We start from the raw sequence: 23582 nt of genomic DNA, 5'->3' as shown, positions 1-23582 counted from the left end.
TCTCAGTTCTTGCCTAGGATGGTCTCGGGATCGACCCGAAAGGGATTGATGATCGTGAGGGACCCATAGCGGGTCTCGTGCCCCATGTCTTCCGACAGGAAGTGGCTGCAGCCTGCATTTGCGGCGCTCGCAACGAGCAGGCAGTCGAACCACGGGTAGCCGAGGGCCTCGCGCACGTCCCAGGCGCGCTCGACATCCTCGCTGCGCAGAGGCGCCTCGCCGAATTCGCGCAGCCATTCGACGGCGTCCCGGGCAATTGCGATCGAGGCCTGCCCCTTGCGCAGCATCCAATCGGTCAACTCGTTCAGGACCCGCAGGTTGAGCGGCATGAGCTCGGTGACCGACAGCCGATCGAGCCAGCGCAGGGCCAAGCCGTGCTTGTCCCCAGTGCGATGGTCGCGCGCATAAATCAGGACATTCGTATCGACGAAGACGAGCGCATCAGCGGTCATGGATCTGGTCGCGGGTCGGCGCATTCCCGTTCTCGTCGGTCAGGTCCAGACTCGGTCCGGCCAGAAACCGCCGCATCGCCTCGGCCTTACTGATCGGCCGGCCGATCCGCCGCTCGACGAGCTCGCCGACCAGGCGGGACATGCTCTTGCCTTGCTGCGCAGCCGCCATTCTCAGGTTCTGATAGGTCTCGTCGGGGAGGGTCAGGCTCAGGTTGTTCATGGAAACACCTCTGTCACCGACATCGTGTTTCCGTGTTTTTGTGTCAAGCGATCACGGGAACGTGGATAGGGGGTGCGCGGCGTCCGGCGCAGGTTCGAGAGGCCGATCCCTTCGATGAGGTTGTTGCCGATGCGCCGCCCGCTTTTCGCCGCCATCTTCGTATTCCTGGCCGGTTCGGCCGCGCTCGCCCAGACGCCCGGCACACGACTCCGCGGCGAGATCGAGGCCGCCGACGGCGGCGTTCTGATGCTGAAGAGCGCGGACGGGAAGCTGGCGAAAGTCACGCTTGCGCCAGGCTCCTCGGTCGGCGGTGTGATGCCGGCAAAGGCCTCCGACATCGGCAAGGGCAGCTTCATCGGCGTCGGCGCCAGGCCGCAGCCGGACGGGACGCTGCTCGCGGTGCAGGTCTTCATCTTTCCCGAGTCGATGCGGGGCACCGGGGAGGGGCACCGGCCCTGGGCCGTGCTGCCGGACGCGACCATGACAAACGCGACCGTGGCCGACAGGGTCGTGCGCGTCGACGGGGCCAGTCTCGTGCTCAGCTATCCCGGCGGCGAGCAGAAGGTCACGATCACGCCGGAAACCACGATCCTGATGGCGACGCCGGCTGAGCTGGACGAGCTCAAGGCCGGCGCGCAGGTCGCGATGACCGCGAGCCGGCAGGCGGACGGGAGCTATGCGACCAAACGGGTCACGATCGCGAAGGATGGGGCGAAGCTGCCGTATTAGGCTGGTCAGCCTTCGCTCTTCTCCCCCAGCCGCTTCACGGAAGCATGCCCGCGTGCATCCATGAACAGATGCACCTTGTTCTGGAAGCCGGCATCGTCATGGGCGGCGAGCAGCGGCGCAAAATCGGCGCAGGCGGTGCAGAGATCCTCGACCCAGGGCTGCTCCGCCTTGCCGAAATCGTTCAGCACATAGCCATGGACCAGCTCCTTCAGGCCGGGATGGCCGATGCCCATCCGGACCCGGCGGTAGTCGTTGCCGATCGCGGCGGTGGTCGAGCGCAGGCCGTTATGGCCGGCATTGCCGCCGCCGAGCTTCACGCGGAGCTTGGCTGGGGCGAGGTCGAGCTCGTCATGGAACACGATGACGTCCGCAGTCGGGACCTTGAAGAACCGTGCGGCTTCGCCGATCGAACGGCCGGATTCGTTCATGTAGGTCTGCGGCTTGAGCAGGATCACCTTTTCGCCTCCGATCGTTGCCTCGCAGGCTTCGGCCTGGAAGCGGGCGCGCCAGGGCGAGGCCCGATGGGCCCGGGCGATCGCGTCGACGGCCATGAAGCCGATATTGTGGCGGTTGCGCGCATAGCGCGTGCCTGGATTGCCGAGGCCGGCAAAGATCAGCATGACGGAACTCCGGCAGGCTCGAGAGGCATCGGTCCGTCGGGTCGGAGCCGGTGATCGGCACAGCCGATGCCACAGCAAAACGGCCGGGGCAAACCCGGCCGCTTCAGATACATTCGCGATGAAGGGTGCCGGGAGGCACCCGCGCGTCAGGCCTTGGCTTCGGCCTCGCCCTCGGCAGGGGCGGCTTCCGGCTCGACCTCGACGGTCGGCGGAGCGATCGTGATGACCGTGGCATCCGAGCCGACGGTCAGCTTGGCGCCGGCCGGGAGCTTGATGGCGTCGGCGTGAAGCGAGTCGCCGATGTTCAGGCCGGCAACAGACACCTCGAAGGCCTCGGGGATGCTGTCGGGCTCGACCGAGATCTCGAGGGCGTGCTCGATGATCTGGACCAGGCCGCCGGACTTGACGCCGGGGCTGGCTTCCTGGCCGACGACATGGACCGGCACGAGCACCGTCACGGTCTGGCCCTTCGCGACGCGCAGGAAGTCGACGTGGAGCGGGAAGTCCTTGACCGGGTCGAGCTGATAGTCGCGCGGAATGACGCGCTGCTTCTTGCCGGCGACATCGATCTCGAAGATCGTGGTCAGGAAGTGGCCGCCGAAAATGAGCTGGCGGGTCTTGTTGGCGTCGAGCGCGATGGCTTCGGGAGCGGCGCCCCCTCCATAGATCACGGCAGGCGTCTGGCCCTGGCGGCGAACTGCACGGGCGGCCCCCTTGCCGACCTGTGCGCGCGCCGAAGCCTGGATTTGCTTCACGGCGGTCATGTTGGTGTCCTTGACTTCACAGAAATGACAAGGCCGCCTGTTGGCGGCCATCGGATTGCGCGTCCAGAGCCTCCAAGGGTGTCAGCCGAACGCGTGGCTGCTCATAGGCGAAAAGCGCCGCGATCTCAAGCCCGTTCAGGCCGCGTTCGCGACGTGGCGGTCGCGCCTGCGGCCCGGAGCGGCCTCCTGCTGCCCGAAACGCTGCAGCAGCTCGCCGATGACCACGGCCGGCACCGGCGCCGCATAGAGGAAGCCCTGCCCCAGGGAGCAACCCATTTCGTCGAGGCGCCGGGCCTGGGCCTCCGTCTCGATGCCCTCGGCGATGATCTTCATTCCCAGCCGCTTCGCCATGGTCTGCAGGGATTCCACGATCACGCCGCTGCGTGCGCCGCTGTCTATGGCACCCACGAAGGAACGATCGATCTTGATGATGTCGATCGGAAAGTCGAGGAGATGGGTCAGCGACGCGAAGCCGGTTCCGAAATCGTCGAGCGCGACGGACATGCCGTGCGCGCGCAGCGCGTCCATGGTGCGGGCCACCCCATCCCGCACGCCGCCCATGAAAACCTGTTCGGTGATCTCGACTACGAGATGCCGGGCCGGCACGCCGGCGCGATCGAAGGTTCGCAGAATGCGCTGGACCAGATCACCCTTCCGGAAATCGGCCGCGGTCACGTTGAGCGCGACATGCCGGAACAGGACGCCGGCGGCCATCCAGGCCGCCATGTCGAGCGCGACCGCGGCAAGCATGCGCGAGGTGATCCGATAGGCGACCTTGGGGTCGAGCAGAGCGTCGTGGAACTCGCCCGCGGTGACGATGCGCCCATCGCTTCGCCGCATGCGTGCCAGGGCCTCGACGCCGGCAATCCTGCCGCTGCCGAGTTCGATGATCGGCTGGTAATAGGGAACGATCCGTCCGTCGCCCAGCGCCTCTTCGACTTCGCGACGAATGCGGATGCGCCGCATCATGGCGCTGCGCAAGCTGCGCCGGAAGCGGACGTAGCCGCCGCGCCGGGTCTCCTTGGCGTGATAGAGCGCGAGGTCCGCGTTCTGCCGCAAGGTGTCGCTGTCCGTTCCGGCATCGGCGATGGCACCACCGATGGTGACGCTCGCGGCGATGCTTTGCCCATCCGGCTCGACCGGCGGCGCCATGGCTGCAAGGATCGCGGCGGCGAGCGCTTTCATCCGGCCGGCGGTGTCGCAGGACGGGACCAGTACCGCGAATTCGTCGCCGCCGATGCGGCAGGCCAGATAGCCTTTCAGGACACGGCCGAGACGGAAGCCGATCTCGGCGATGAGCGCATCGCCGGCGGCGTGGCCCAGCGTGTCGTTGACCACCTTCAGGTTGTCGATATCGATCAGCATCAGGCCGATCCGCCCCGATGGGTTTGCGCACATCGCGGCAATCGCGTCGCCGAAGCGAGTTCGGTTGGGCAGCTTCGTCAGCGTGTCGAAATAGGCGAGGCGATGGTTGCGCGCACGCACCTCCTCATGCTCGATCGCGATCGCGCACAGATGCGCGCAGGTATCGACGATGCGGCGTTCGACGGCGCGGGGGCGGCCAGTCCTGCGGTAATAGAAGGCGAACGCGCCGACGATACGCCCATCGCGCGCTCTGATCGGCATCGACCAGCTGGCATGCAGGCCAAGCGGCAGCACCAGGTCCGTCAGGCCCTCCCACAGCGGATCGGTCGCGATGTCGGTTACCTCGACGGGTTCTCCGCGATGAATCGCGGTTCCGCAGGAACCGACACGAGGGCCGATCGGAATGCCGTCGATGGCCTGCGCATAGGAGGCGGGCAGGCTCGGCGAGGCGAGGGGCCGGAGCAGCCTGTCGTCATCGACCGCGACGACGGAGCAGACGACCCCCGGCGCGGCGGCCTCGGCGCGCAGGCACAGACGCTCCATGCAGGCGGTGAGCGTCTCACCCCGTGCAATGTGCTCCAGGATTTCATTCTGCAGGGCCTGCAGCCGGGCGGATGGTTTGGTCACGCGGTTCCCGACAGTTCTTGTCGAAGAGGGCCGCGACGGTACCGGGCGCGGGTTAAGATCCGTTTGCCCAGCTGCCCGGCAATTTAAGCGGTTGCGCCGAAGGGCTCAGGCGGCGGCGAGGCCGAGGCGTTCATCGCGACGGCGCAGCAGATGCATCAGCGGCAGCGCGAGCAGGATCATCCAGGCCTTGCCGATAATCTGGCCGGCCAGGAAGTCGAGGCTGCCGAAGGCGAGATAGAGGAAGACGATCGAATCCACGACGAGCCCGGCGATGCCGGAGGCCACCACGGCGGTCACGAAGCGGCGGCGCTGCAGCGGCGTGTAGATGGCGAAATCCGCCAGCTCCGAGAGCAGGAAGGCGGAGACCGAGGCCAGGACGATGGCCGGCGGAGCCAGTAAGGCGGAAATCAGCGTGCCGATCGCGATGGCACCGAGGCCGAAGAGCGCACCGAGCCGGCGCTGGACGATGTCGCGCAGCACGAGCGCCAGGCCGATCATCAGCACGCCGCTCGGCGCGTCGATGCCCGGCCAGACCGGCACCAGGCAGGGCCCCTTCGGCACGCAGACCGTGCCGACATGGCCCAGCATCCAGTTCGCGGCGGGGATGGTGAGGCCGAATAGGACGAGCGCGATGGCGCCTTCAGTCAGCCGCTGACGATCACGAGTCATAGGACGGTCCGCTGTTGCCGGGAGCGGCCAGATAGGCCGCATAGCCTTTCGCACGCAAATCGCAGGCCGGGCAATGGCCGCAGCCGTAGCCCCAGCCATGCCGCGTCGACCGGTTGCCGAGGTAGCAGCTATGCGTTTCCTCGAGAACGAGATCGAGCAGCGCCTGGCCGCCGATCTGCCGCGCGAGCGCGAAGGTCTCGGCCTTGTCGCGCCACATCAGGGGAGTATGCAGCGCGAGCCTGCGGTCGAGGCCGAGGCCAAGTGCGACCTGCATCGCCTTGATCGTGTCGTCGCGGCAGTCGGGATAGCCGGAATAATCGGTCTCGCAGACGCCGAGCACGATGTGCTTCAGGTTGCGCCGGTAGGCGAGGGCGGCCGCGAAGGTGAGGAAGATCAGGTTGCGGCCTGGCACGAAGGTGGTCGGCAGGCCGGTCTCGGCGAAGACGATCTCGGTCTCGCGGGTCAGCGCCGTCTCGGAGAGTGCGCCCAGCGCGGCGAGGTCGACGACATGGTCCGGCCCCAGCCGGCCAGCATAGGTCGAGGACAGGGCGGGCAGCTTCCCGCGGATCGTCAGCCGGCACTGCATCTCGACGCGATGACGCTGACCGTAGTCGAAGCCGACCGTCTCGACGGCGTCGAAACGGTCGAGCGCCCAGGCCAGCGCGGTGGTCGAATCCTGGCCACCGGAGAACAGGACCAGGGCGCGCGATGTCCCCGCGCTCGCCATCAGTCGAACAGGCTGGAGACGCTGGTCTCGCTCGCCGTGCGCTCGATCGCCTCGCCCATCAGCCCTGCGATCGAGATGACGCGGATATTGCGCGCGACCTTCACCGCCTCGGTCGGCATGATCGAATCGGTGATCACCAGTTCCTTGAGCTTGGAACCGGCGATGCGCGCCACGGCTCCGCCGGAGAGCACGCCATGGGTGATGTAGGCGTAGACTTCCTTCGCGCCCTGTTCGAGCAGCGCCTCGGCGGCGTTCACCAGCGTGCCGCCGGAATCGACGATGTCGTCGATCAGGATGCAGGAGCGGCCCTCGACCGAGCCGATGATGTTCATGACTTCCGACTCGCCCGGCCGGTCACGGCGCTTGTCGACGATCGCGAGCGGGGCGTCGATGCGCTTGGCGAGCGCGCGGGCACGGACGACGCCGCCGACGTCCGGCGAGACGACCATGGCGTTCTTCCACTCCAGCCTGTCCTTGATGTCGCGCGCCATCAGCGGGGCGCCGAACAGGTTGTCGGTCGGGATGTCGAAGAAGCCCTGGATCTGGCCGGCATGGAGATCGAGCGTCAGCACGCGGTCGACGCCGGCATGGGTGATCAGGTTGGAGACGAGCTTGGCCGAGATCGGCGTGCGGCCCGAGGCGCGCCGGTCCTGGCGGGCATAGCCGAAATAGGGGATCACCGCCGTGATACGCTTGGCCGAGGAACGGCGCAGCGCATCGGTGACGATCAGCAGTTCCATCAGGTGGTCGTTGGTGGGGAAGGAGGTCGACTGGATGACGAAGACGTCCTGCCCGCGAACGTTCTCCTGAATCTCGACGAAAACCTCCATATCGGCGAAGCGCCGGACCGAGGCCTTGGCAAGGGGAATGCTGAGATGGTTGCAGATGGCTTCGGCGAGCGGCCGGTTGGAATTGCCGGCGACGACTTTGAAATGAGAGGCCATGCCGTGGCGTACCGTTGCAGGAGGCGGGGCGCGAGCCGGCCATGCCGGCTCAATTGGAAGCGCTCTTAACAGTGCCGCCGCACGGAGTCGACCGCTGCACTGCAATATCCGTATGCAAAACAGATGACACCGGCCGTGGCCCAGGCCGCGCCTATCCGCCTATCCTGCAGGCGGGCAGACCTGCGTCAGAGCCGCTTGCGGTTGCCGGCCGATGCGGTCCGGGTCGCGGCCGCTTTCCCGCCATCCGCCTTGCTGCCGTTCTTGTCGGGCGAGCCGAGCGTCGCTTCCGCGGCGGGGGCCGTGACGAGAAAGCCGGCGATGGCATCCATCGAATCCGAGGCGGCCTTGGCGACGACGGTGCGGTCGATGCCGGCCCAGGGATCGGAGCCGGCACTGCGCTTGCCGATGCTCTCGCCCTGAACGCGCTGGGCCCGCTGCTTGGTCGAATCGTAGACGTCCCAGACGAAGGCGAGCGCGGTCTGTCCATCTTCGGTCGGTTGGGCCGTGAGATAACCCTTGACGCGGAAGCGGGCCGGCTTGTCGCCGGGGACGATTTCCATCTTGCGCTCGGCTGCAGCCTCGCCGAGCAATCCGGCGAAGCTCGTCGTCACGTCGTCGGGGGCGCCGGAAATGCTCTGGACCGAGACCGGGACGCCCGGCGCGTCGACGCGCGGGCGGGCAGCGGTCTGGGTGGTTTCCTGACAGCCGGCAACGGCGAGCGCCAATACCGGCCCCAGAGCGAGGCCGCTCAAACGATGAAACATGACGCCTCCCGCCCTTTGGGCTGTGGATCGTGCGAACTTCCCTGTGCGCTCTTTCTAGGCGGATCGCCGGGCGAGGTCCAGATCACGGAAGTCCGCGGTCGCGCCCGTCCCGTGCGCTGCGTTTCGATTGCGATGCGGACGGGCTTCTCCCATATAGGCCGCAGAAGCGGATCTTTCGGGTTCGCGCGGGAGATAATCCATGGCCGGCACCAGCAACCGCTTCCTCGACGACATCGCCCGCCTCGCCACCGATGCGGCCGGAGCGGCGCAGGGCGTGCGCCGCGAGGTCGAGACCGTCGTCAGGACGCAGATCGAGAAGCTGTTGCGCGAGCTCGACGTCGTGCCGCGCGAGGAGTTCGAGGCGGTTCGGGAGATGGCGCTGCTCGCTCGCGAGGAGAACGACAAGCTTGCGGCGCGTCTCGCCGCCCTGGAAGCCAAGCTCGACAAGGCCTGACCGGCGCCACCCGTCCCGGCTTCACCCGTGTCCACAGCCAAGTGCTGTGGACAGTGCCGGCGAGGGATTGAGCCCGGCGCCCGAATCCGCGGAGCTTCGCCACCGTGTTGGGGGCGTCACAGCGCCTGCGCTATCGTCGGTGGAAAGAATTGATTCGCCGGGCAGATTCGCTCTGCCGAGGTGGACGGGAGCCCTTCTCCGGAAGCGCTCCGGAGGTGAGTTGCGTTCCTTCGGCTTTCCAGTCGCCGTGTTCCTCTTCTCGAACGCGCCGGATGCGCCAGCACCCGGAAGGTGGACCCTAGGGCATGATGGATCTCGATATGGATGCCGATTTCGATCGGCCTTCCAACCCTCTCGACCTGTTCGAGCGACTCGCCTCCCTCAACAACTGGACTTTCGACCGCGACAGCGACGACGAGCTTTCGGTCGCGGTGACCGGCGGCTGGTCCGAATATCACGTCGCGATCACCTGGCTGGCGGAGGTGGAGGCGCTGCATATCGCCTGTGCCTTCGACCTCAAGGTGCCCGAGCGCCGCCGTGGCGAGGTGCTTCAGCTCGTCAGTCTGGTCAACGAGCAGCTCTGGCTCGGCCATTTCGATCTCTGGAGCAGCGAGAGCGTGGTGATGTACCGCCATGCGCTGCTGCTGTCCGGCGGCGCGGAGCCGACCGACGAGCAGGCGGCCGCCCTGATCAAGAGCGCGATCGAGGCCTGCGAGCGCTATTATCAGGCGTTCCAGTTCGTCGTCTGGGCGGGCAAGACGGCCCGCGAAGGGCTCGAGGGCGCCATGCTGGAGACAGCCGGCGAAGCCTGAGGCGGCCGCGGCATCAGCCGCGGGCTTGACCGCCGGAGGCGGGACGGGGAAGGCTTGCGCCAAGACAAGAAGCCCGAGGGGGCGTCGCCTCGGGCCCTGCCAGCCGCCGAGGACCCGTCATGACCGCTTCCCTGCCGCAATCGCTCGTCCTCATCGGCGCGGGCAAGATGGGCGGAGCCATGCTGGAAGGCTGGCTGCGCATCGGGATCGACCCTGCCGGCATCAGTCTGATCGACCCCAAGCCGTCGGACGAGATGGTCGAGCTCGCCGGCGAGAAGGGCATGAGGCTCAACCCCTCGGCGAAGGAGATCGTCCCCGCCGAAGTGCTCGTGCTGGCGACCAAGCCGCAGATGCTCGACACGGCCGCTCCGGCCGTGCAGGCCTTCATCCATCCAAAGACCCTGCTGATCTCCATTCTCGCCGGCAAGACGCTGGACGATCTTGCCGCGCGCCTGCCGAACGCCACGGCGATCATCCGGGCCATGCCGAATCTGCCGGCCTCGGTGCAGCGCGGGGCCACGGCCGCCGCACCCGGCAAGGGCGTGAGCGCCGCGCAACGGGCGACCGCGGATGCGCTGCTCGCCAGCATCGGCAAGGTCGAATGGCTCGCCGACGAGGGGCTGATCGATGCGGTGACGGCGGTCTCGGGTTCGGGACCGGCCTATGTCTTTCATCTCGTCGAATGCCTTGCCGCGGCTGGCGTCGAGGCCGGGCTGCCGGCGGATGTCGCCGAGCGCCTGGCCCGGGCGACGGTGGAGGGCGCGGGAGAACTGCTGTTCCAGTCGCCGTTGCCTCCCGGCACGCTGCGCCAGAACGTGACCTCGCCGGGAGGGACGACCGCGGCGGCGCTGGAGGTGCTGATGGCGGAGGACGGAATGAAGCCGCTGATGCGCAAGGCCGTCGCCGCTGCCAAACGTCGCGCCGCCGAGCTTTCCGGCTGAATCGCCTTTCGCCCGCCACGATAGCGGCCTAGCTTCTAGTAGTCTCGAAGCGAAGGAGCAGAGCCATGGCCCGCAAGCCCGTTTCCAGCAAGGCCGAACCAGCGGCGAGCACGCCGGAAGCCGCCAAGCCGGTGGATCCGCGCAAGCGCGCCGTCGACGCCCTGATGAGGCTTGCTGCCGATCGGCCGTGGGACGAGATCGAACTTCCGGACATTGCGGCAGAGGCCGGGCTGACGCTCGCGCAGCTGCGCGGCTTCTTCCCGTCCAAGCTCGCGATGCTCGGCGGCGTCACTCGGATCGCCGACGATGCCGTGCTGGCCGGGGTATCGGACGATCTGGCGGGCGAGCCTGTGCGCGAGCGCCTGTTCGACCTGGTGATGCGCCGGCTCGACGCGCTGGCGCCTTACAAGGCGGGGCTGCGCAGGATCGTCCCCGTCATTCGCCGCGACCCGCTCGCGCTGGCGGCGCTGAATCGCGGGGCCGTCAACTCCTGGCGCTACCTGCTCGCCTCCGTCGGCATTCCGACCGAGGATTCGCTCGGCAGCCTGCGGGTCCAGGGCGCCGTGTTGCTGATGGCGCGGGTCTCGGACGTGTGGCTCGACGACGACGAGCCCGAACTCTCCAAGACCATGGCACGGCTCGACCGTGAGCTGAAGACGGCCGGGCGCATCATGGCGCGGGTCGAGGACGTGCACCGGTTGACGGCGCCGTTCCGCGGGCTGGCACGCGCGATCTGCTCGGGCCGTCCGCTCACGGCGCGGCGGCGCGAACGCGCTTCCGAGCGCGGCGAGGACAATGACGACTACGCTCCGGCGATCTGACCGCCCGGGCGCAGCGGCACGAAGCGCAGCCGGCTCCCGCTTCGACTGCGGCAAAAACATGGCGATCTTAAGCGCCTTTTAGTTAATTCCATGGGACAGGACGACATTCTCCCTACGCGCAGGATACGCGGATGTCGTTCTCCACGAAGATTGCATCGCTCACGATCGGCCGGTCCTTCGCGCTGATCGCGACACTTGCCGTGGTCATCGCCGCCGGCGGAGTGGGCTACACCCTGAACGCCGCGCGCCACGAGATGATCGCGCTGAAGCGCGCCGAGATGAAGAACACCGTCGAAGCCGCCGCGACGACGATCAAGGGCTATCTGGCGCGTGTCCAGAAGGGTGAACTGAAGGAAGAGGACGCCAAGAAGCTGGCGATGGACGCTCTCGGCAGCGCGCGCTTCGATGGCGGCAACTACTACTTCCTGATCAATTACGACGGCATCAGCGTCCTGCACGCGAACAAGAAGATCCAGTCGACGGACATGAAGCCGCTCAAGGACGCGGACGGCAAGTTCTTCGTCCAGGAGATGATCGCGCTGGCGAAGGCCAAGACCGAGGGCTTCGTCGATTACGGCTGGCTCAAGCCGGGCGACAAGGAGCCATCGCTGAAGATCTCCTACATCATCGGCATTCCGCAATGGCAGTGGGTGGTCGGCTCCGGCCTGCACGTCCACGACGTCGATGCCGCCTTCATGGGCATGGTCGGCGGCGTCGCCAAGGTCCTGGTGCCGCTTGGCCTCGTCATGCTCGGCTTGGTCATCCTCCTCAGCCGTCGTGCCTCGCGGATGCTGAGCTCGCTCTCCTCGTCCATGAACGAACTGGCGACGGGCAACCTCCAGGCCGAGATCGAACATCAGCAGCGGCCGGACGAGATCGGCTCGATGGCGCGGGCGCTCGTCATCTTCCGCGACGCCGCCTTGGCCAAGGAAGCAATGGAGGCCGACAAGCTGCGCGTCGAGCAGGAGGCGGCCGGGCATCGCAGCGCCGCCGACAGTGAAAGGCGCAGGAGCGAGGCGGAGCGTACCGAACACGCCCGTGCGCAGGCCGACGTGGTCCAGGCCCTCGGGGCCGGGCTCGAGAATCTCGCGGGCGGCGATCTGACCTATCGGATCGAGGCGGCGTTCTCGAGCGAATACGTCAAGCTGAAGGATGACTTCAACGACGCCATCGCAAAGCTGCAGGACGCGATGCGCCAGATCGCGACCAATACGGAGAGCATGAAGGCGGGCTCCGTCGAGATCAGCCAGGCGGCCGACGATCTCGCCAGCCGCACCGAGCAGCAGGCCTCCTCGGTCGAGGAGACGGCGACGGCGCTCGACCAACTCACCGCGACGGTGCGCCAGACCGCCGAGAGCGCGCGCCTCGCCAATCAGGCGACCGAGCAGGTCAAGGGCGAGGCCGAGCAGTCCACCAGCATCGTGCGCGAGGCGGTGACGGCGATGGGCGGCATCGAGAAATCGGCGCAGGAGATCTCGCAGATCGTCGGCGTGATCGACGAGATCGCCTTCCAGACCAATCTCCTGGCGCTCAATGCGAGCGTCGAGGCAGCCCGGGCCGGCGATGCCGGAAAGGGCTTCGCGGTCGTCGCCTCCGAGGTCCGCGCGCTGGCGCAGCGCTCCGCTTCTGCCGCCAAGGAGATCAAGGCTCTGATCGACGCCTCGACCGTCGAGGTGGAGAAGGGTGTCGCGCTGGTCGGACAGACCGGCGGCGCGCTGCAGCGGATGGCTTCGGAGATCGCCCGCGCGACCGGTCTCGTCGCCGAGATCGCCGGCGCGGCGCAGGAGCAGGCATCCGGCCTCCAGGAGGTCAACGCCGCCGTCGGCGAGATGGATCAGGCGACGCAGCAGAACGCGGCGATGGCCGAGCAGTCGACCGCCGCGGCGCATTCGCTCTCGCAGGAGGCCGACCGGCTTTCGTCCCTCGTCGCCCGGTTCCGGATCGGCGGCGATGCCGCGCGGCTGCAGGCGATTGCGCGGACGATGCAGGCGGCCATCGCACCGAGCCCCGCAGCGCCCCCTGCGACGCGTTCCGCTCCAACGCGCAGCGTCAAGGTGAACGGCGCCGCCACGGCCGGCGTCCGCAAGCGTGATCTCGGAACCCGCGAACAGGGGTGGGAGGAATTTTGAGCCCGTCTCAGGAATCAGCCGCGCCGATCGGCTTCGACGATTTCCTCAAGGTCGACATCCGCGTCGGCACGATCGTCGAGGCCGAGCCTTATCCGGAAGCCCGCAAACCGGCGATCAAGCTCGTGATCGATTTCGGCGGCGCGATCGGACGGAAGAAATCATCGGCCCAGATCACGAAACATTACCGGCCGGAAGAGCTGGCCGGCCGGCAGGTCCTGGCGGTGGTCAATTTCCCGCCGCGGCAGATCGGCAAGTTCATGTCCGAGGTGCTGACGCTGGGCGTTCCGGATGCAGACGGAGAGGTCGTGCTGATCGGACCGGGCCACACCGTGCCGGAGGGTGGGCGGCTGTTCTGAGGCTGTGCCGCTGAGCTCGTCCCGCAGCGTCAGCGCAGCGAGCCGGCGAAACCCGTGATCGCGGCTACGACCTGTCCCTCGCGTCCGATGAAGCCGTGATGCGCGCGGGCCTGGCAGGGATTTCCGGTGGACGAGCCGCCCTCGATCCAGACGAGGCGGGCCCGGCCGCCGGCCCATTGCCGGAATTCCTCGGCCGATTCCGGTAGGGTGAGGCGGCAGCTGTCCTGCCGGTGGTGAATGATCAGCGTTGGCGGCAGCCGTGCGGGATCGCCAATCATGCTGCGGGCATCGTTCAGCATCGAGGAGGCGAAGACGACGCCGTCCGGCCTTTCCGACAGTGTTCCCGCGACCTTGAGTGCGCCGCGGCTCATCGCCACCACGATCACACGCGGCGCGATGGCGCGCATGTACGCGACCGCCCTGGCCGGATCGGCATTGGCATCGAGCGTGATGCTGGCGATGCCGCTGCGGGCGTAGGCGCCGCGCGTGCGGACGATCCAGTTGCCGCCGCGCTGGACGCTGCCATCGGCGCCGATGCCGATATAGCCGTCGCCGCCGGTGAGCAGGACAAGCGCGGCCCGGGCCTTCCCGGCGGGCCTGTCGAGCAGCGCCCTTCCACCGCCGAACAGGCCACCCCCGAGATCGACGACCTCCTCGGCGCCCGCCCCGGTCACCGAAACCAGGAAAAGGCCGGCCAGAAGCGCTGTGGTCTTCCAAAACATCCGCATGGCGTGGCCCCTGCCGCGATTGGACGCATCTAAGATCGCATCAGGACGGCTGTCGAGCGGTTCCAGCCCCTAGACCGGCAGCCGCACCGTCGCCCTCAAGCCGCCGAGAGGCGCTTCGCTCAGCATGATGTCGCCGCCATGGGCGCGGGCGATATCGCGGGCGATAGCGAGGCCGAGCCCCGTACCGCCGCCGTCGACGTTGCGGGCCTCGTCGAGGCGGAAGAACGGACGGAAGACCTCCTCGCGCTGGTCGGGCGGGATGCCTGGGCCATCGTCATCGACGGTCACGATCAGGTAGCGCGCATCATGGGTCGCGCGAATCGCGATGCGGTCGCCGTAGCGGGCGGCGTTGGAGACGAGATTCGTCAGCAGGCGCCGGAAGGCGTCCGGCCGCACGACGACCAGCGGATCACCCACCACCTCCAGCGCGGTCTGGTGACCCTGACGCTCGGCGTCGGCCTTCAGCTCCTCGAGCTGACCGCGAATATCGGTCTCGACCGGAACCTCCCCGGCATCCCCGCGCGCGAAGGCAAGATAGTCCTCCAGCATGCGGCTCATTTCGTCGACGTCCTTCTCCAGCGCCTCGATCTCTGAGGTGCGCTCCATCAGCGCGAGGGAGAGGCGGAAGCGGGTCAGGATGGTGCGCAGGTCGTGGCTGACGCCGTTCAGCATCGTCGTGCGCTCGCCGATCGAGCGCTCGACGCGGCGCTTCATCTCGATGAAGGCGTTGCCCGCGCGGCGGACTTCGCGGGCGCCGCGCGGCCGGAACTCGGCATCCCGGCCCTTGCCGAAGGCTTCCGCAGCGTCGGCGAGCTTCAGAATCGGGCGAATCTGGTTGCGCAGGAACAGCACCGCGATGGTCAGCAGAATCAGCGAGGTGCCGATCATCCAGAGCAGGAAGATATGGCTGTTCGAGGCATAGGCCGAGTTGCGCCGCGTCAGGATGCGCATCACGTTCTTGCCGAGCTTGATGCGGATCTCGATCAGGCTGGAGCGGCCGACCGTGTCGAGCCAGAAGGGGCGGGCGACCTGCTGGCTGAGCTCGGTCGAGAGCGCATTGTCGAGCAGCGAGAAGAAGGGGCGCGGTCCCGGCGCAGGCAGGTCGGAATCGGGGATGATATCGACATCCATGCCCAGCCGTTCCGCCGCAATGCGCGAGAGGGTGGTGATGTCGGGATCCTGCGGGTAGCTCTCGTAGACGTCGATCAGCATGGCGATGTCGGCCGATACGGCGGCCGAGAGCCGCTGCGTGACGAGCTGCCAGTGCCGTTCCATGAAGACATAGGCGATGACCGATTGCAGCAGCACCACCGGTGTGATGACGATGACGAGCGCGCGCGGATAGAGCCCTTTCGGCATGTAGCGCGCGACGATCTGGAGCGGACGCCCGATACGCTTCAGCACCGGCTTGATGACGGCATTGGCCTGACCGGCAACGTGGGACACGGCGGCGCCGGCGCGGCCCAGCCACGCTGTCGCGATCCGTAGTGCTCCCGGTTTCGTCCCGCCTTGCCGAACCGGCATCACGTCCTGTCCGTCAACAGCCTGTAGCCAACGCCGCGGACGGTCTGGAGATAGAGCGGATCGGCCGGGTCGCGCTCGATCTTGCGGCGCAACCGGTTCATCTGCACGTCGACCGTGCGGTCGTTGGCAGCTGTCCCCTGGGCGGCTAGCTCCTCGCGCGGCACCACCTCGCCGGCGCGCTCGGCGAGTGCGGTCAGGATCTCGCGTTCGCGCTCGGTCAGCCGGATGGTCTCGTCGCCCTTGCGCAGCTCGCCGCGGGCGAGGCCGTAGAGGAACGGGCCGAAGCGGACGAAATCGGGCCGCGCGCCTGACTGTGCGGCTTCGACCACGACCGTTCGTTTCAGGATATTGCCGAGGCGCAGCAGCAATTCGCGCGGCTCGAAGGGCTTGGCAAGATAGTCGTCGACGCCGATTTCCAGGCCGTTGATCCGGTCCTTGCCGTCCGCGCGGGCCGTCAGCATCAGGATCGGCACGGCGGAGGCGCCACGGAAGCGGCGGGCGAAGTCGAAGCCGTTCTCGCCCGGCATCATCACGTCGAGCACGATTGCGTCGAAGACCAGGTTGCCGAGGCGCGTATCCGCTTCGGCCGCATTGGCTGCGGTGGTGACGCGATAGCCATTGTCGCCCAGGAAGCGGGCGAGCAGTTCGCGCAGACGCCGGTCGTCATCGACGACGAGCACATGCGGAGCTTCGTCCGGCAACACCTTGCGGGCCGGCCTTGCCGGCGCTTCCGTTGCGATCATCCCAGCGTCTCTCCGCTGCGCCGCCGGCGCGATGGCTCCTCTTAGCACAGGGGAGAGGCGGGGTCGTCAATCCATCAGGTCAATAGGAGCCCGACCCGCCGCGCCCTTGCCGGCCAAGGACGGTTCCTGCCGGACCGGCTGCCAGGGGGGCGACGGCTGCGATGCCCTCAGGGCCTGTCGAGCAGGCTGTGGACCTTCAACCGCTCCGACGGATCGATCAGGGCCGCGAGATAGCGCGCGACGGTTTCGGCCTTTTCGGCGCCGATGCTGTCGAGAGCGGCCAGGATCCGCTTCGACTGGAGCTGGACGAGGCGCTGCGCCAGATCGTGCCCGGCGGGCGTGGTGTGGAGATGGCGCTGGCGCTTGTCCTGCCGGCCCGTGCGCTGCTCGATATAACCCTTCTCGACCAGCTCCTTGAGCACGCGGTTCAGGCTCTGCTTGGTGATCTGCAGGATGTCGAGCAGCTCGGCGATGGTCAGTCCCGGCCGGCGCTCCACGAAATGCAGCACGCGGTGATGGGCGCGGCCGAAGCCGTAATCGGCCAGGATACGGTCGGGATCGCCGACGAAGTCGCGATAGGCGAAGAAGAGCAGCTCGATGAGGTCGAAGGGCACGGACAGAGCCGGGGCCGCGACGGCCGCTGCCTTCGGCACGATCGCTTCCGGGCGGGTCAGGCTCTCGGCCAAAGAAGCTCTCCGAAAATTTAGGTCAATGTTGTTGACATATCTCAGACGGAAGATTACCAGTCAAGCGCGCTGAGCGAACGATTATTTCAAAGCGCGTCGCGGCAGCGCAGCTTTAGACCCAGGCTTGCGTTCCAAAAGAGGCTGTGCCGGAGTTCGGAGCAGCAAGCACCCAGGAGAAGGTCCCATGTCAGTCATTCCTTTCGACCAGCGCGATGGCGTCATCTGGTTCGACGGCAAGCTCGTGCCGTGGAAGGACGCGAAGATTCACGTACTGACCCATGGGCTGCACTACGGCTCCTGCATCTTCGAGGGCGAGCGCGCCTATGACGGCGTGATCTACAAGTGCACGGAGCATTCGAAGCGCTTCCACAAATCGGCCGAGATTATGGATTTCACGGTGCCGTATTCGGTCGCGGAACTCGACGAGGCCAAATATCTCTGCCTGAAGGAGAACGGACTCAAGGACGCCTATGTCCGCCCGGTCGCCTGGCGCGGCTCGGAGATGATGGCGGTGTCCGGCCTGAACAACTCGATCCACACCGCGATCGCGGTGTGGGAGTGGCCGAGCATGTTCGACATGGCCGCGAAGCTGAGGGGCATCCGCCTCGATGTCGCGGATTACCGCCGGCCCGACCCCGCCTGCGCACCGGTCCATGCCAAGGCGGCGGGGCTCTACATGATCTGCTCTCTTTCCAAGCACAAGGCCGAGCGGGCGGGCTATGCCGACGCGATGATGCTCGATTTCGAGGGCAATGTCGCCGAGTGCACCGGCGCTAACATCTTCTTCATCAAGGACGGCGTGATCCACACCCCGCTGGCCGACCGCTTCCTCAACGGTCTGACCCGCCAGTCGGTGATCGAGCTGTGCAAGCAGCGCGGTTTCGAGGTGGTGGAACGGCGCATCCGGCCGGAGGAACTCGAGAGCTTCAACGAGTGCTTCATCACCGGCTCGGCCGCCGAAGTGACGCTGGTTTCCGAGATCGGACCCTACAACTTCGTCACCGGCAACATGGGCAAGGTGATCATGGAGGACTATTCGGCGGCGGTGCGCCCGCAGTCGAAGGCAGCGTAAGCCGGTTGCGTCGTGCCCCAGGCTCGGTCCGGGCACGTCGCAATCACTGACCTCGGTCTCAAGGCTCTCGGGCCGGAGTTCTGCTTCGCCCGAGAGGTTGGCACGCTACTTTGCCGTGCTGCGATACAGCGTAATCCAGTCCTCGGGCGCGATGCCCCGGCATTCGCCCATGATGGCCAGCTCGGTGCGCAGGAAGCCCTTGCCGTTCCAGGCATAACCGCCGCTCACCCCGCAATCGCCGATTCCGCGGCCCTTGGCGAAAAAGCCGAGATGCCCGGTGCGCGGATCGAAGCTCGCATTGGTCAAATCGTTGCCGTCGTCGCCGTCGCCATCGGCGAAGCGCAGCGGCGTCGCCCTGGCCGGGTCGTTCTCGGGCATGATGAAGAAGGACGAGGAGAAGTTGTAGGCGCCGCGCGAGCAGGATAGCGCGACCAGCACCCGCTTGTCGCCGAGCGACCAGGCGCTGTCGCCGTCGGCCCCGTCGTCCTCGCAGGCATCCGGGCTTCGTTTCTTCAGTTCGGCACGCAGGCGGGCGGCCTGCTGCTTCGCGGCCTTCATGTCGAGCATGGGCGGCACCGGCGTGGCCGCGACCAGAGGCAGGGCCGGTGCGGGCGCGGCTCCTGTCTTCTCGCCCTTGCGGATCAATGCCGTCGTCGTCCCGAGCCGTCCTTGCTGCTCGTCGATCCAGAGCATCGCCGCGACGGAGCCGGCGAGCGAGATGCTTCCGGACACACCGGGAGCGGACGCCGTCAGCTTCGTCGCCTTGCGGGCGGCCTCGATCAGAGCGGCGGTATCTTTGGCCGAAAACGTCACCGTGATCACGTCGCCATCGGCCGTGGCGGGAAGCGGCCCGCCGGAGGCAGGGAAGGCGGCACCATCGAGCCTGAATTGCAGCGCCGCCGGTGGCTTCTTCCAGTCGCCGCGCAACCTGAGAAGAAGTCGCGGGGCGCCGTCCGGCCCGGCGGGGCGCTCGAGCCGCAGATAGGCGACGGTCTCGGCCGCCTCCGGCGGCAGCGACAGGGCGGCGCAGGTCCTGACGTTGTCGCAACCCGCCATCCAGTCCCGGAATGTCCGGGGCTCGTCGGCGGCAGCGGCCGCGGCGGTGAGGCCCAGCCATAGCCCGGCCACCAGGGTGGCTCGCCTGTGTGCATTCGACCTGTTTCGAACTCTACCGGCTCCAGCGCTCTGCCGCATCGTCGTCCTCGCCCTTGGCTTCGACCCAGCCGCCAAGCGTCCCGTCGGCGCGGTGCTCGCGCTTCCAAAAGGGGGCGCGGGTCTTGAGGTAGTCCATCATGAAATCGGCGGCCTCGAAGGCGGCCCGACGATGGGCCGAAGCGGTGAGCACCAGCACGATCTGCTCACCCGGCCGGATCAACCCGTAGCGATGGATCGCGACCAGGCCGAGGAGCGGCCAGCGCGCGACGGCCGCCTCGGCGACCCGGCCGATCTCGGCCTCGGCCATGCCAGGATAGTGCTCCAGTTCGAGTGCGGCGAGCGTGCCAGCCTCGTCACGGCAGAGCCCGGTGAAGGAGACCACGGCGCCGATATCGCTGCGTCCGACAGACAGCGCGTCGATCTCGTCCTGAAGCGAGAAATCCTCGCGCTGGATGCGGATGAGCGGGCTCATGGCGGCCTCAGCCGCCGGTCATCGGCGGGAAGAAGGCGATCTCGCGGGCATCGCCGAGCGGGCTGCCCGGCTTGGCGTGGACATGGTCGAGCGCGGCGCGCACCAAGGCCTCCCGGGCGAAGGCGGCTTGGTAGTTCTCGCCGCGTGCCTTCAGCCAGCGCACCAGGTCGGTCACCGTGGCGAGATCGGTCGGGATGTCGAGCGTCTCGTCGGGAATGCCGACACGTTCCCGCACCCAGGCGAAGTAGACGAGCTTCACCGTGCGGGTGCCCGTCGCGGTCATGGCAGGGGCGGCGGTCATGGCATGCGCTCGTCCTGCTCGACGAGGTGGCGGATACCGGCGTTGAAATAATCCCAGCCGGTATAGATCGTCAGCCCCGCCGCCGCCCAGAGCAGCACGATGCCGATCTGGGTGTTGCCCGGCAGGACCTTGTCGCCGGCCGGGCCGGCGATCAGGAAGCCCAGCGCGAAGAGCTGCGCCGTCGTCTTCCATTTCGCAACCTTGCTGACGGGAACGCTGACCTTGAGGTCGGCCAGGAACTCGCGCAGGCCCGAAACGAGGATCTCCCGGCAGAGGATCACGATCGCGGCCCAGAGCGTCCAGCCCTCGATCTGGCCGGTATAGACCAGCATCAGCAGCAGGGCTGCGACGAGCAGTTTGTCGGCGATCGGGTCGAGCATCCGTCCGATCGCTGATTGCTGGCTCCAGGCGCGGGCGATGTAACCGTCGAGATAGTCGGTGATGGCGGCGGCGGTGTAGATGCCCAGCGCGATCCAGCGCATCCAGTCGTCGCGCGGCCAGAACAGGATCGCTACCAGCGCCGGGATCGCGAGGATCCGGCCGTAGGTGAGAAGGTTGGGCAGGGACCAGGGCCCGCGCCGCCTGATGGCGTCTGGAAGAATCGTCACGTCGAGCACCAAAGCAATCCGGCCATCGCAGCGTCAACACGCAAACCTGCGAATGTGGCAGGAGTATCAGCCATCGTGAAAGAAATCATGCACGGCCTTGGCGGTGGCCGCATTGACGCCGGGCGTGCGCATGAGGTCATCGAGCTTGGCGCGCTGGATCGCCTTCACGGTGCCGAAATGCAGGAGCAATGCCCGCTTGCGCGAGGGGCCGATGCCGGGGATCTCGTCGAGCGGGTTCTTCATGGTCTCGCGCTTGCGCTTGGCACGGTGGGTGCCGATGGCGAAGCGGTGGGCCTCGTCGCGCAGGCGCTGGATGAAGTAAAGAGCCGGATCGCGCGGCTGCAGCTTGAAGGGCTCGCGGCCCTCCATGTGGAAGGTCTCGCGCATGGCGTTGCGGTCCTCGCCCTTGGCGATGGCGACGAGCGGGATGTCGGCCGCGCCGAGCTCCTTCATGATCTTGAGCGCGGCGCTGAATTGCCCCTTGCCGCCATCGACGATGACGAGGTCGGGACGGGAGGGGAACCCGTCCTCGTCCCGGCGCGGCTTCGGCGCCTTGCGATCCTTCTTCGGCGGGGCTTCATCCTGGGGACCGCCGTCAGGTATCTCTCCGAGCGCGATCGCCCTGGTTCCGTCGCGATCCGGAGCATCCTTCGAGACGGCCGCCTTCGCGACCTCCTCAGGATGAGGGCTCAGGGCAATGCCCTCTTCTTTCGCCAGCTTCGCGAACCGCCGCGTCAGCACCTCGCGCATCATGCCGAAATCGTCGCCGGCGATGGTGTCGGTCGAGATATTGAAGGTGCGGTACTGGTTCTTCACGAAACCGTCCGGCCCGGCCACGATCATGCCGCCGACCGCGTTCGTGCCCATGATGTGCGAGTTGTCGTAGACCTCGACCCGGCGCGGCGGCGCTTCCATGCCGAAGGCGGCGCCGAGTGCGGCGAGCAGCGATTGCTGGCCGGCATTCTCGGCGAGCTTGCGCGAGAGCGCCTCGCGCGCGTTCTTGACGGCATGGCCCATCAGGTCCGCGCGCTCGCCGCGCTTGGGATGCGCGACCTCGACCTTGCGGCCGGCGCGGGCCGAGAGCGCCTGGCCGATCAGTTCGATCTCCTCGACCGGATGCGAGAGCAGTACCAGCCGCGGCGGGGGCTTGTCGTCGTAGAACTGGGCGACGACGGAAGCGAGCACCTCGGCCGGGGTCAGCGAGCGGTCGGCGCGGGGAAAGAGCGCGCGGTTGCCCCAGTTCTGATGGTTGCGGAAGAAGAAGATCTCGACGCAGAAATGCCCGGCCTGCTCGTCGATGGCGAAGACGTCGGCCTCTTCCACGCCTTGGGTGTTGATGTCCTGCCCCGCCTGCACGGCCGAGAGCGCCGCCAGCCTGTCGCGGTAGCGCGCCGCCTTCTCGAATTCGAGCTCCTCCGCTGCAGCCTGCATCCGGGTCGAGAGCAATTGCTTCACCGCCGAGGAGCGGCCGGAGAGGAAGTCGCGGGCCTGCCCGGCGAGTGCCTGATAGTCGGGAATCGAGATCTCGCCGGTGCAGGGGCCGGAGCAGCGCTTGATCTGGAAGAGCAGGCAGGGACGGGTGCGGTTCTCGTAGAAGGAATCCGAGCAGGTGCGGATCAGGAAGGCCTTCTGCAGCGCGTCGATGGTGCGCGTCACCGCCCAGACCGAGGCGAAGGGACCGAAATAATCGCCCTTGCGCTGGCGCGAGCCGCGATGCTTCAGGATCGCGGGCGCGTCATGGTCGCCGGTCAGCAGGATATAGGGGAACGATTTGTCGTCGCGCAGCAGCACGTTGTAGCGCGGCCGGAGCTGCTTGATCAGGTTCGACTCGAGCAGCAGCGCCTCGGTCTCGGTGCCGGTGGTGACGAACTCCATGTTCGCCGTCTCGGCGATCATCCGGGCGACGGCGTTGGTATGCGCCATGCCGCGGGCATAGGAGGTCACGCGGTTCTTCAGGCTCTTGGCCTTGCCGACATAGAGCACCTCGCCGGCGCGATCGAACATGCGGTAGACGCCGGGCCTGTTCGGCAGGTGTTTGGCGAATTGCTGGATGACCTCGATGCCCGCCTTGAGCGCGCCAGGGGCCGTCTCGGCAAGATCGAGCGCCGGTTCGGCGGCGGGGAGGGCGTCCTCCTCGTCCTCGAACTCGTCCCGTGGCAGATCGTCCTGGCGTTCGCGACTCATGGGGCTCATGTAGGATGCCGCAGCCGCTTCGTCATGTCAGGACCGACGACCGACATGCGCTGAACCGGCCGCCCGAGCCAGATTCATCGAGGTGTTGCGCGCATGACAGACGCCACGCGGCCCACGGGCGGCCGCATCATCCTGCTCAACGGCGCCTCGAGCAGCGGCAAGTCTTCGCTCGCGCGTGCGTTGCAGGCCCGGATCGACAGCCCGTTCTGGCACATCTCGATCGACCATCTGCGCGATTCCGGCGTCCTGCCGACGGCGCGCATCCGCAGCAAGGAGTTCGACTGGCACGCCATGCGCGAGCCGTTCTTCATCGGCTTCGAGCGCTCTTTGCTGGCCTATGTCGAGGCCGGCAACGATCTGATCGTCGAGCACATCATGGAGAGCGAGGATTGGTTGCTGCGGCTTGCCGACACGCTCGCGGAACAGGACGTCTTCTTCGTCGGGGTTCATTGCGATCTCGCCGAACTGGAGCGACGCGAGCTCGCGCGAGGCGACCGGCGGCTCGGCGATGCGCGGCGGGATCATTTTCGGATCCACACCTACTGCCTGTACGACTGCGAAGTGGATGGGGTGGACGGGCCCGCCGCCAACGCCGACATCGTCATTGCTGCCTGGAAGGACCGTGTACGCCCTGCGGCCTTCGATCGCTTGCGAGAGCGCCGCGATCGGCGCTGAATGCCGGGCGACGGCAGTTTTCGCCACCTCC

Annotated in this window: 27 protein-coding genes; 9 read left to right on the top strand and 18 right to left on the bottom strand. The window is 67.3% G+C overall.

What is annotated here, in order from left to right; all coding sequences use genetic code 11:
- Positions 1-2 precede the first annotated feature (2 nt).
- Both BGO20_RS16300 and BGO20_RS16295 read right to left on the bottom strand, forming a co-directional pair.
- Positions 3-452 carry a PIN domain-containing protein gene (locus tag BGO20_RS16300; protein WP_291660150.1) on the bottom strand — a complete coding sequence of 150 codons (450 nt, stop codon included), beginning with the start codon at positions 450-452 and terminating at the stop codon, positions 3-5.
- Positions 442-672, bottom strand: a complete 231-nt coding sequence (locus BGO20_RS16295; protein ID WP_291660151.1) for a hypothetical protein — start codon at positions 670-672, stop codon at positions 442-444. Before BGO20_RS16295 ends, BGO20_RS16300 begins: the two co-directional genes overlap by 11 nt.
- A gap of 129 nt (positions 673-801) precedes the next feature.
- On the opposite strand from BGO20_RS16295, the gene BGO20_RS16290 reads away from it, so the two are divergent.
- Complete coding sequence (locus BGO20_RS16290) at positions 802-1401, top strand: DUF5666 domain-containing protein (protein WP_291660153.1); 600 nt, start codon at positions 802-804, stop codon at positions 1399-1401.
- Positions 1402-1406: 5 nt separating this feature from the next.
- Here BGO20_RS16290 and pth read toward each other — a convergent pair whose 3' ends face one another.
- From pth to BGO20_RS16255, 7 genes are all read right to left on the bottom strand, one after another.
- On the bottom strand, positions 1407-2021 hold the full coding sequence (gene pth / locus BGO20_RS16285; protein WP_291660155.1) for an aminoacyl-tRNA hydrolase: 615 nt from the start codon (positions 2019-2021) through the stop codon (positions 1407-1409).
- A 146-nt stretch (positions 2022-2167) separates the two neighbouring features.
- Positions 2168-2785, bottom strand: coding sequence for a 50S ribosomal protein L25/general stress protein Ctc (locus BGO20_RS16280; protein ID WP_291660157.1), 618 nt, complete (start codon positions 2783-2785; stop codon positions 2168-2170).
- Between the two features lie 135 nt (positions 2786-2920).
- On the bottom strand, positions 2921-4777 hold the full coding sequence (locus tag BGO20_RS16275; protein WP_291660158.1) for a putative bifunctional diguanylate cyclase/phosphodiesterase: 1857 nt from the start codon (positions 4775-4777) through the stop codon (positions 2921-2923).
- A 105-nt stretch (positions 4778-4882) separates the two neighbouring features.
- A complete protein-coding gene (locus BGO20_RS16270) occupies positions 4883-5446 on the bottom strand; it encodes a VUT family protein (protein ID WP_291660159.1) in 564 nt (187 codons plus the stop codon).
- On the bottom strand, positions 5436-6173 hold the full coding sequence (gene queC / locus BGO20_RS16265; RefSeq protein ID WP_291660160.1) for a 7-cyano-7-deazaguanine synthase QueC: 738 nt from the start codon (positions 6171-6173) through the stop codon (positions 5436-5438). Before queC ends, BGO20_RS16270 begins: the two co-directional genes overlap by 11 nt.
- Entirely contained in the window at positions 6173-7117 is a 945-nt protein-coding gene (locus tag BGO20_RS16260; RefSeq protein WP_291660162.1) for a ribose-phosphate pyrophosphokinase, read from the bottom strand. The genes queC and BGO20_RS16260 overlap by 1 nt, the downstream gene beginning before the upstream one ends.
- A 185-nt stretch (positions 7118-7302) precedes the next feature.
- The gene (locus BGO20_RS16255) at positions 7303-7881 is read right to left on the bottom strand and encodes a hypothetical protein (protein ID WP_291660163.1); all 579 of its coding nucleotides are present in this window, start codon (positions 7879-7881) and stop codon (positions 7303-7305) included.
- A 199-nt stretch (positions 7882-8080) separates the two neighbouring features.
- Here BGO20_RS16255 and BGO20_RS16250 point away from each other — a divergent pair, with 199 nt between their 5' ends.
- The 6 genes from BGO20_RS16250 to BGO20_RS16225 all read left to right on the top strand — a co-directional run bounded on the left by BGO20_RS16250 (position 8081) and on the right by BGO20_RS16225 (position 13394).
- Complete coding sequence (locus BGO20_RS16250; RefSeq protein ID WP_291660164.1) at positions 8081-8335, top strand: accessory factor UbiK family protein; 255 nt, start codon at positions 8081-8083, stop codon at positions 8333-8335.
- A 305-nt stretch (positions 8336-8640) separates the two neighbouring features.
- Positions 8641-9147 carry a type III secretion system chaperone family protein gene (locus BGO20_RS16245; protein ID WP_291660165.1) on the top strand — a complete coding sequence of 169 codons (507 nt, stop codon included), beginning with the start codon at positions 8641-8643 and terminating at the stop codon, positions 9145-9147.
- A 119-nt stretch (positions 9148-9266) separates the two neighbouring features.
- Positions 9267-10088: a pyrroline-5-carboxylate reductase gene (gene proC / locus BGO20_RS16240; protein ID WP_291660167.1), complete on the top strand. Its 822-nt coding sequence runs from the start codon at positions 9267-9269 to the stop codon at positions 10086-10088.
- A 65-nt stretch (positions 10089-10153) separates the two neighbouring features.
- Complete coding sequence (locus BGO20_RS16235) at positions 10154-10909, top strand: TetR/AcrR family transcriptional regulator (protein WP_291660168.1); 756 nt, start codon at positions 10154-10156, stop codon at positions 10907-10909.
- A gap of 131 nt (positions 10910-11040) precedes the next feature.
- Positions 11041-13038, top strand: coding sequence for a methyl-accepting chemotaxis protein (locus BGO20_RS16230; RefSeq protein ID WP_291660170.1), 1998 nt, complete (start codon positions 11041-11043; stop codon positions 13036-13038).
- Entirely contained in the window at positions 13035-13394 is a 360-nt protein-coding gene (locus BGO20_RS16225; protein ID WP_291660171.1) for a tRNA-binding protein, read from the top strand. The genes BGO20_RS16230 and BGO20_RS16225 overlap by 4 nt, the downstream gene beginning before the upstream one ends.
- A gap of 29 nt (positions 13395-13423) precedes the next feature.
- On the opposite strand, the gene BGO20_RS16220 is transcribed toward BGO20_RS16225, so the two are convergent.
- The 4 genes from BGO20_RS16220 to BGO20_RS16205 all read right to left on the bottom strand — a co-directional run bounded on the left by BGO20_RS16220 (position 13424) and on the right by BGO20_RS16205 (position 17045).
- A complete protein-coding gene (locus BGO20_RS16220) occupies positions 13424-14122 on the bottom strand; it encodes an alpha/beta fold hydrolase (RefSeq protein WP_291660172.1) in 699 nt (232 codons plus the stop codon).
- 69 nt (positions 14123-14191) lie between these two features.
- Positions 14192-15481, bottom strand: coding sequence for an ATP-binding protein (locus tag BGO20_RS16215; protein WP_465246046.1), 1290 nt, complete (start codon positions 15479-15481; stop codon positions 14192-14194).
- A gap of 164 nt (positions 15482-15645) precedes the next feature.
- Positions 15646-16389 (bottom strand): response regulator, encoded by a 744-nt coding sequence (locus BGO20_RS16210; protein WP_291660173.1) that lies wholly within the window; start codon positions 16387-16389, stop codon positions 15646-15648.
- Between the two features lie 167 nt (positions 16390-16556).
- Complete coding sequence (locus tag BGO20_RS16205) at positions 16557-17045, bottom strand: MarR family winged helix-turn-helix transcriptional regulator (RefSeq protein WP_291660840.1); 489 nt, start codon at positions 17043-17045, stop codon at positions 16557-16559.
- A gap of 214 nt (positions 17046-17259) precedes the next feature.
- On the opposite strand from BGO20_RS16205, the gene BGO20_RS16200 reads away from it, so the two are divergent.
- Positions 17260-18147, top strand: coding sequence for a branched-chain amino acid aminotransferase (locus BGO20_RS16200; protein ID WP_291660174.1), 888 nt, complete (start codon positions 17260-17262; stop codon positions 18145-18147).
- A gap of 105 nt (positions 18148-18252) precedes the next feature.
- On the opposite strand, the gene BGO20_RS16195 is transcribed toward BGO20_RS16200, so the two are convergent.
- Genes BGO20_RS16195 through uvrC form a run of 5 tightly spaced genes read right to left on the bottom strand, consistent with a single transcriptional unit; the run spans position 18253 to position 22867 of the window.
- Entirely contained in the window at positions 18253-19275 is a 1023-nt protein-coding gene (locus tag BGO20_RS16195) for a DUF1176 domain-containing protein (RefSeq protein WP_291660176.1), read from the bottom strand.
- Between the two features lie 40 nt (positions 19276-19315).
- A complete protein-coding gene (locus tag BGO20_RS16190) occupies positions 19316-19774 on the bottom strand; it encodes a molybdenum cofactor biosynthesis protein MoaE (protein WP_291660177.1) in 459 nt (152 codons plus the stop codon).
- A gap of 7 nt (positions 19775-19781) precedes the next feature.
- Complete coding sequence (moaD, locus tag BGO20_RS16185; protein WP_291660841.1) at positions 19782-20033, bottom strand: molybdopterin converting factor subunit 1; 252 nt, start codon at positions 20031-20033, stop codon at positions 19782-19784.
- A 38-nt stretch (positions 20034-20071) separates the two neighbouring features.
- Positions 20072-20692, bottom strand: a complete 621-nt coding sequence (pgsA, locus tag BGO20_RS16180) for a CDP-diacylglycerol--glycerol-3-phosphate 3-phosphatidyltransferase (protein WP_291660178.1) — start codon at positions 20690-20692, stop codon at positions 20072-20074.
- 57 nt (positions 20693-20749) lie between these two features.
- Positions 20750-22867 (bottom strand): excinuclease ABC subunit UvrC, encoded by a 2118-nt coding sequence (gene uvrC, locus BGO20_RS16175; protein WP_291660179.1) that lies wholly within the window; start codon positions 22865-22867, stop codon positions 20750-20752.
- Between the two features lie 102 nt (positions 22868-22969).
- Here uvrC and BGO20_RS16170 point away from each other — a divergent pair, with 102 nt between their 5' ends.
- On the top strand, positions 22970-23551 hold the full coding sequence (locus BGO20_RS16170; RefSeq protein WP_291660181.1) for a chloramphenicol phosphotransferase CPT family protein: 582 nt from the start codon (positions 22970-22972) through the stop codon (positions 23549-23551).
- Positions 23552-23582 lie beyond the last annotated feature (31 nt).

The sequence above is a fragment of the Allobosea sp. 67-29 genome (genome assembly GCF_001898115.1).
Classification (GTDB): Bacteria; Pseudomonadota; Alphaproteobacteria; order Rhizobiales; family Beijerinckiaceae; genus Allobosea.
Note: the sequence above shows the minus strand (reverse complement) of the source record. Positions and strands in the feature narration are given on the sequence as shown.

What these genes read in the sequence shown, in the direction of transcription:
- BGO20_RS16300 (WP_291660150.1), bottom strand. Translation starts at nt 452, where the DNA reads ATGACCGCTGATGCGCTCGTCTTCGTCGATACGAATGTCCTGATTTAT.
- BGO20_RS16200 (WP_291660174.1), top strand. Translation starts at nt 17,260, where the DNA reads ATGTCAGTCATTCCTTTCGACCAGCGCGATGGCGTCATCTGGTTCGAC.
- BGO20_RS16290 (WP_291660153.1), top strand. Translation starts at nt 802, where the DNA reads ATGCGCCGCCCGCTTTTCGCCGCCATCTTCGTATTCCTGGCCGGTTCG.
- BGO20_RS16210 (WP_291660173.1), bottom strand. Translation starts at nt 16,389, where the DNA reads ATGATCGCAACGGAAGCGCCGGCAAGGCCGGCCCGCAAGGTGTTGCCG.
- uvrC (WP_291660179.1), bottom strand. Translation starts at nt 22,867, where the DNA reads ATGAGTCGCGAACGCCAGGACGATCTGCCACGGGACGAGTTCGAGGAC.
- BGO20_RS16280 (WP_291660157.1), bottom strand. Translation starts at nt 2,785, where the DNA reads ATGACCGCCGTGAAGCAAATCCAGGCTTCGGCGCGCGCACAGGTCGGC.
- pth (WP_291660155.1), bottom strand. Translation starts at nt 2,021, where the DNA reads ATGCTGATCTTTGCCGGCCTCGGCAATCCAGGCACGCGCTATGCGCGC.
- BGO20_RS16270 (WP_291660159.1), bottom strand. Translation starts at nt 5,446, where the DNA reads ATGACTCGTGATCGTCAGCGGCTGACTGAAGGCGCCATCGCGCTCGTC.
- BGO20_RS16245 (WP_291660165.1), top strand. Translation starts at nt 8,641, where the DNA reads ATGATGGATCTCGATATGGATGCCGATTTCGATCGGCCTTCCAACCCT.
- proC (WP_291660167.1), top strand. Translation starts at nt 9,267, where the DNA reads ATGACCGCTTCCCTGCCGCAATCGCTCGTCCTCATCGGCGCGGGCAAG.
- BGO20_RS16220 (WP_291660172.1), bottom strand. Translation starts at nt 14,122, where the DNA reads ATGCGGATGTTTTGGAAGACCACAGCGCTTCTGGCCGGCCTTTTCCTG.
- BGO20_RS16170 (WP_291660181.1), top strand. Translation starts at nt 22,970, where the DNA reads ATGACAGACGCCACGCGGCCCACGGGCGGCCGCATCATCCTGCTCAAC.
- queC (WP_291660160.1), bottom strand. Translation starts at nt 6,173, where the DNA reads ATGGCGAGCGCGGGGACATCGCGCGCCCTGGTCCTGTTCTCCGGTGGC.
- BGO20_RS16250 (WP_291660164.1), top strand. Translation starts at nt 8,081, where the DNA reads ATGGCCGGCACCAGCAACCGCTTCCTCGACGACATCGCCCGCCTCGCC.
- BGO20_RS16260 (WP_291660162.1), bottom strand. Translation starts at nt 7,117, where the DNA reads ATGGCCTCTCATTTCAAAGTCGTCGCCGGCAATTCCAACCGGCCGCTC.
- BGO20_RS16215 (WP_465246046.1), bottom strand. Translation starts at nt 15,481, where the DNA reads ATGCCGAAAGGGCTCTATCCGCGCGCGCTCGTCATCGTCATCACACCG.
- BGO20_RS16230 (WP_291660170.1), top strand. Translation starts at nt 11,041, where the DNA reads ATGTCGTTCTCCACGAAGATTGCATCGCTCACGATCGGCCGGTCCTTC.
- BGO20_RS16235 (WP_291660168.1), top strand. Translation starts at nt 10,154, where the DNA reads ATGGCCCGCAAGCCCGTTTCCAGCAAGGCCGAACCAGCGGCGAGCACG.
- BGO20_RS16190 (WP_291660177.1), bottom strand. Translation starts at nt 19,774, where the DNA reads ATGAGCCCGCTCATCCGCATCCAGCGCGAGGATTTCTCGCTTCAGGAC.
- BGO20_RS16295 (WP_291660151.1), bottom strand. Translation starts at nt 672, where the DNA reads ATGAACAACCTGAGCCTGACCCTCCCCGACGAGACCTATCAGAACCTG.
- BGO20_RS16255 (WP_291660163.1), bottom strand. Translation starts at nt 7,881, where the DNA reads ATGTTTCATCGTTTGAGCGGCCTCGCTCTGGGGCCGGTATTGGCGCTC.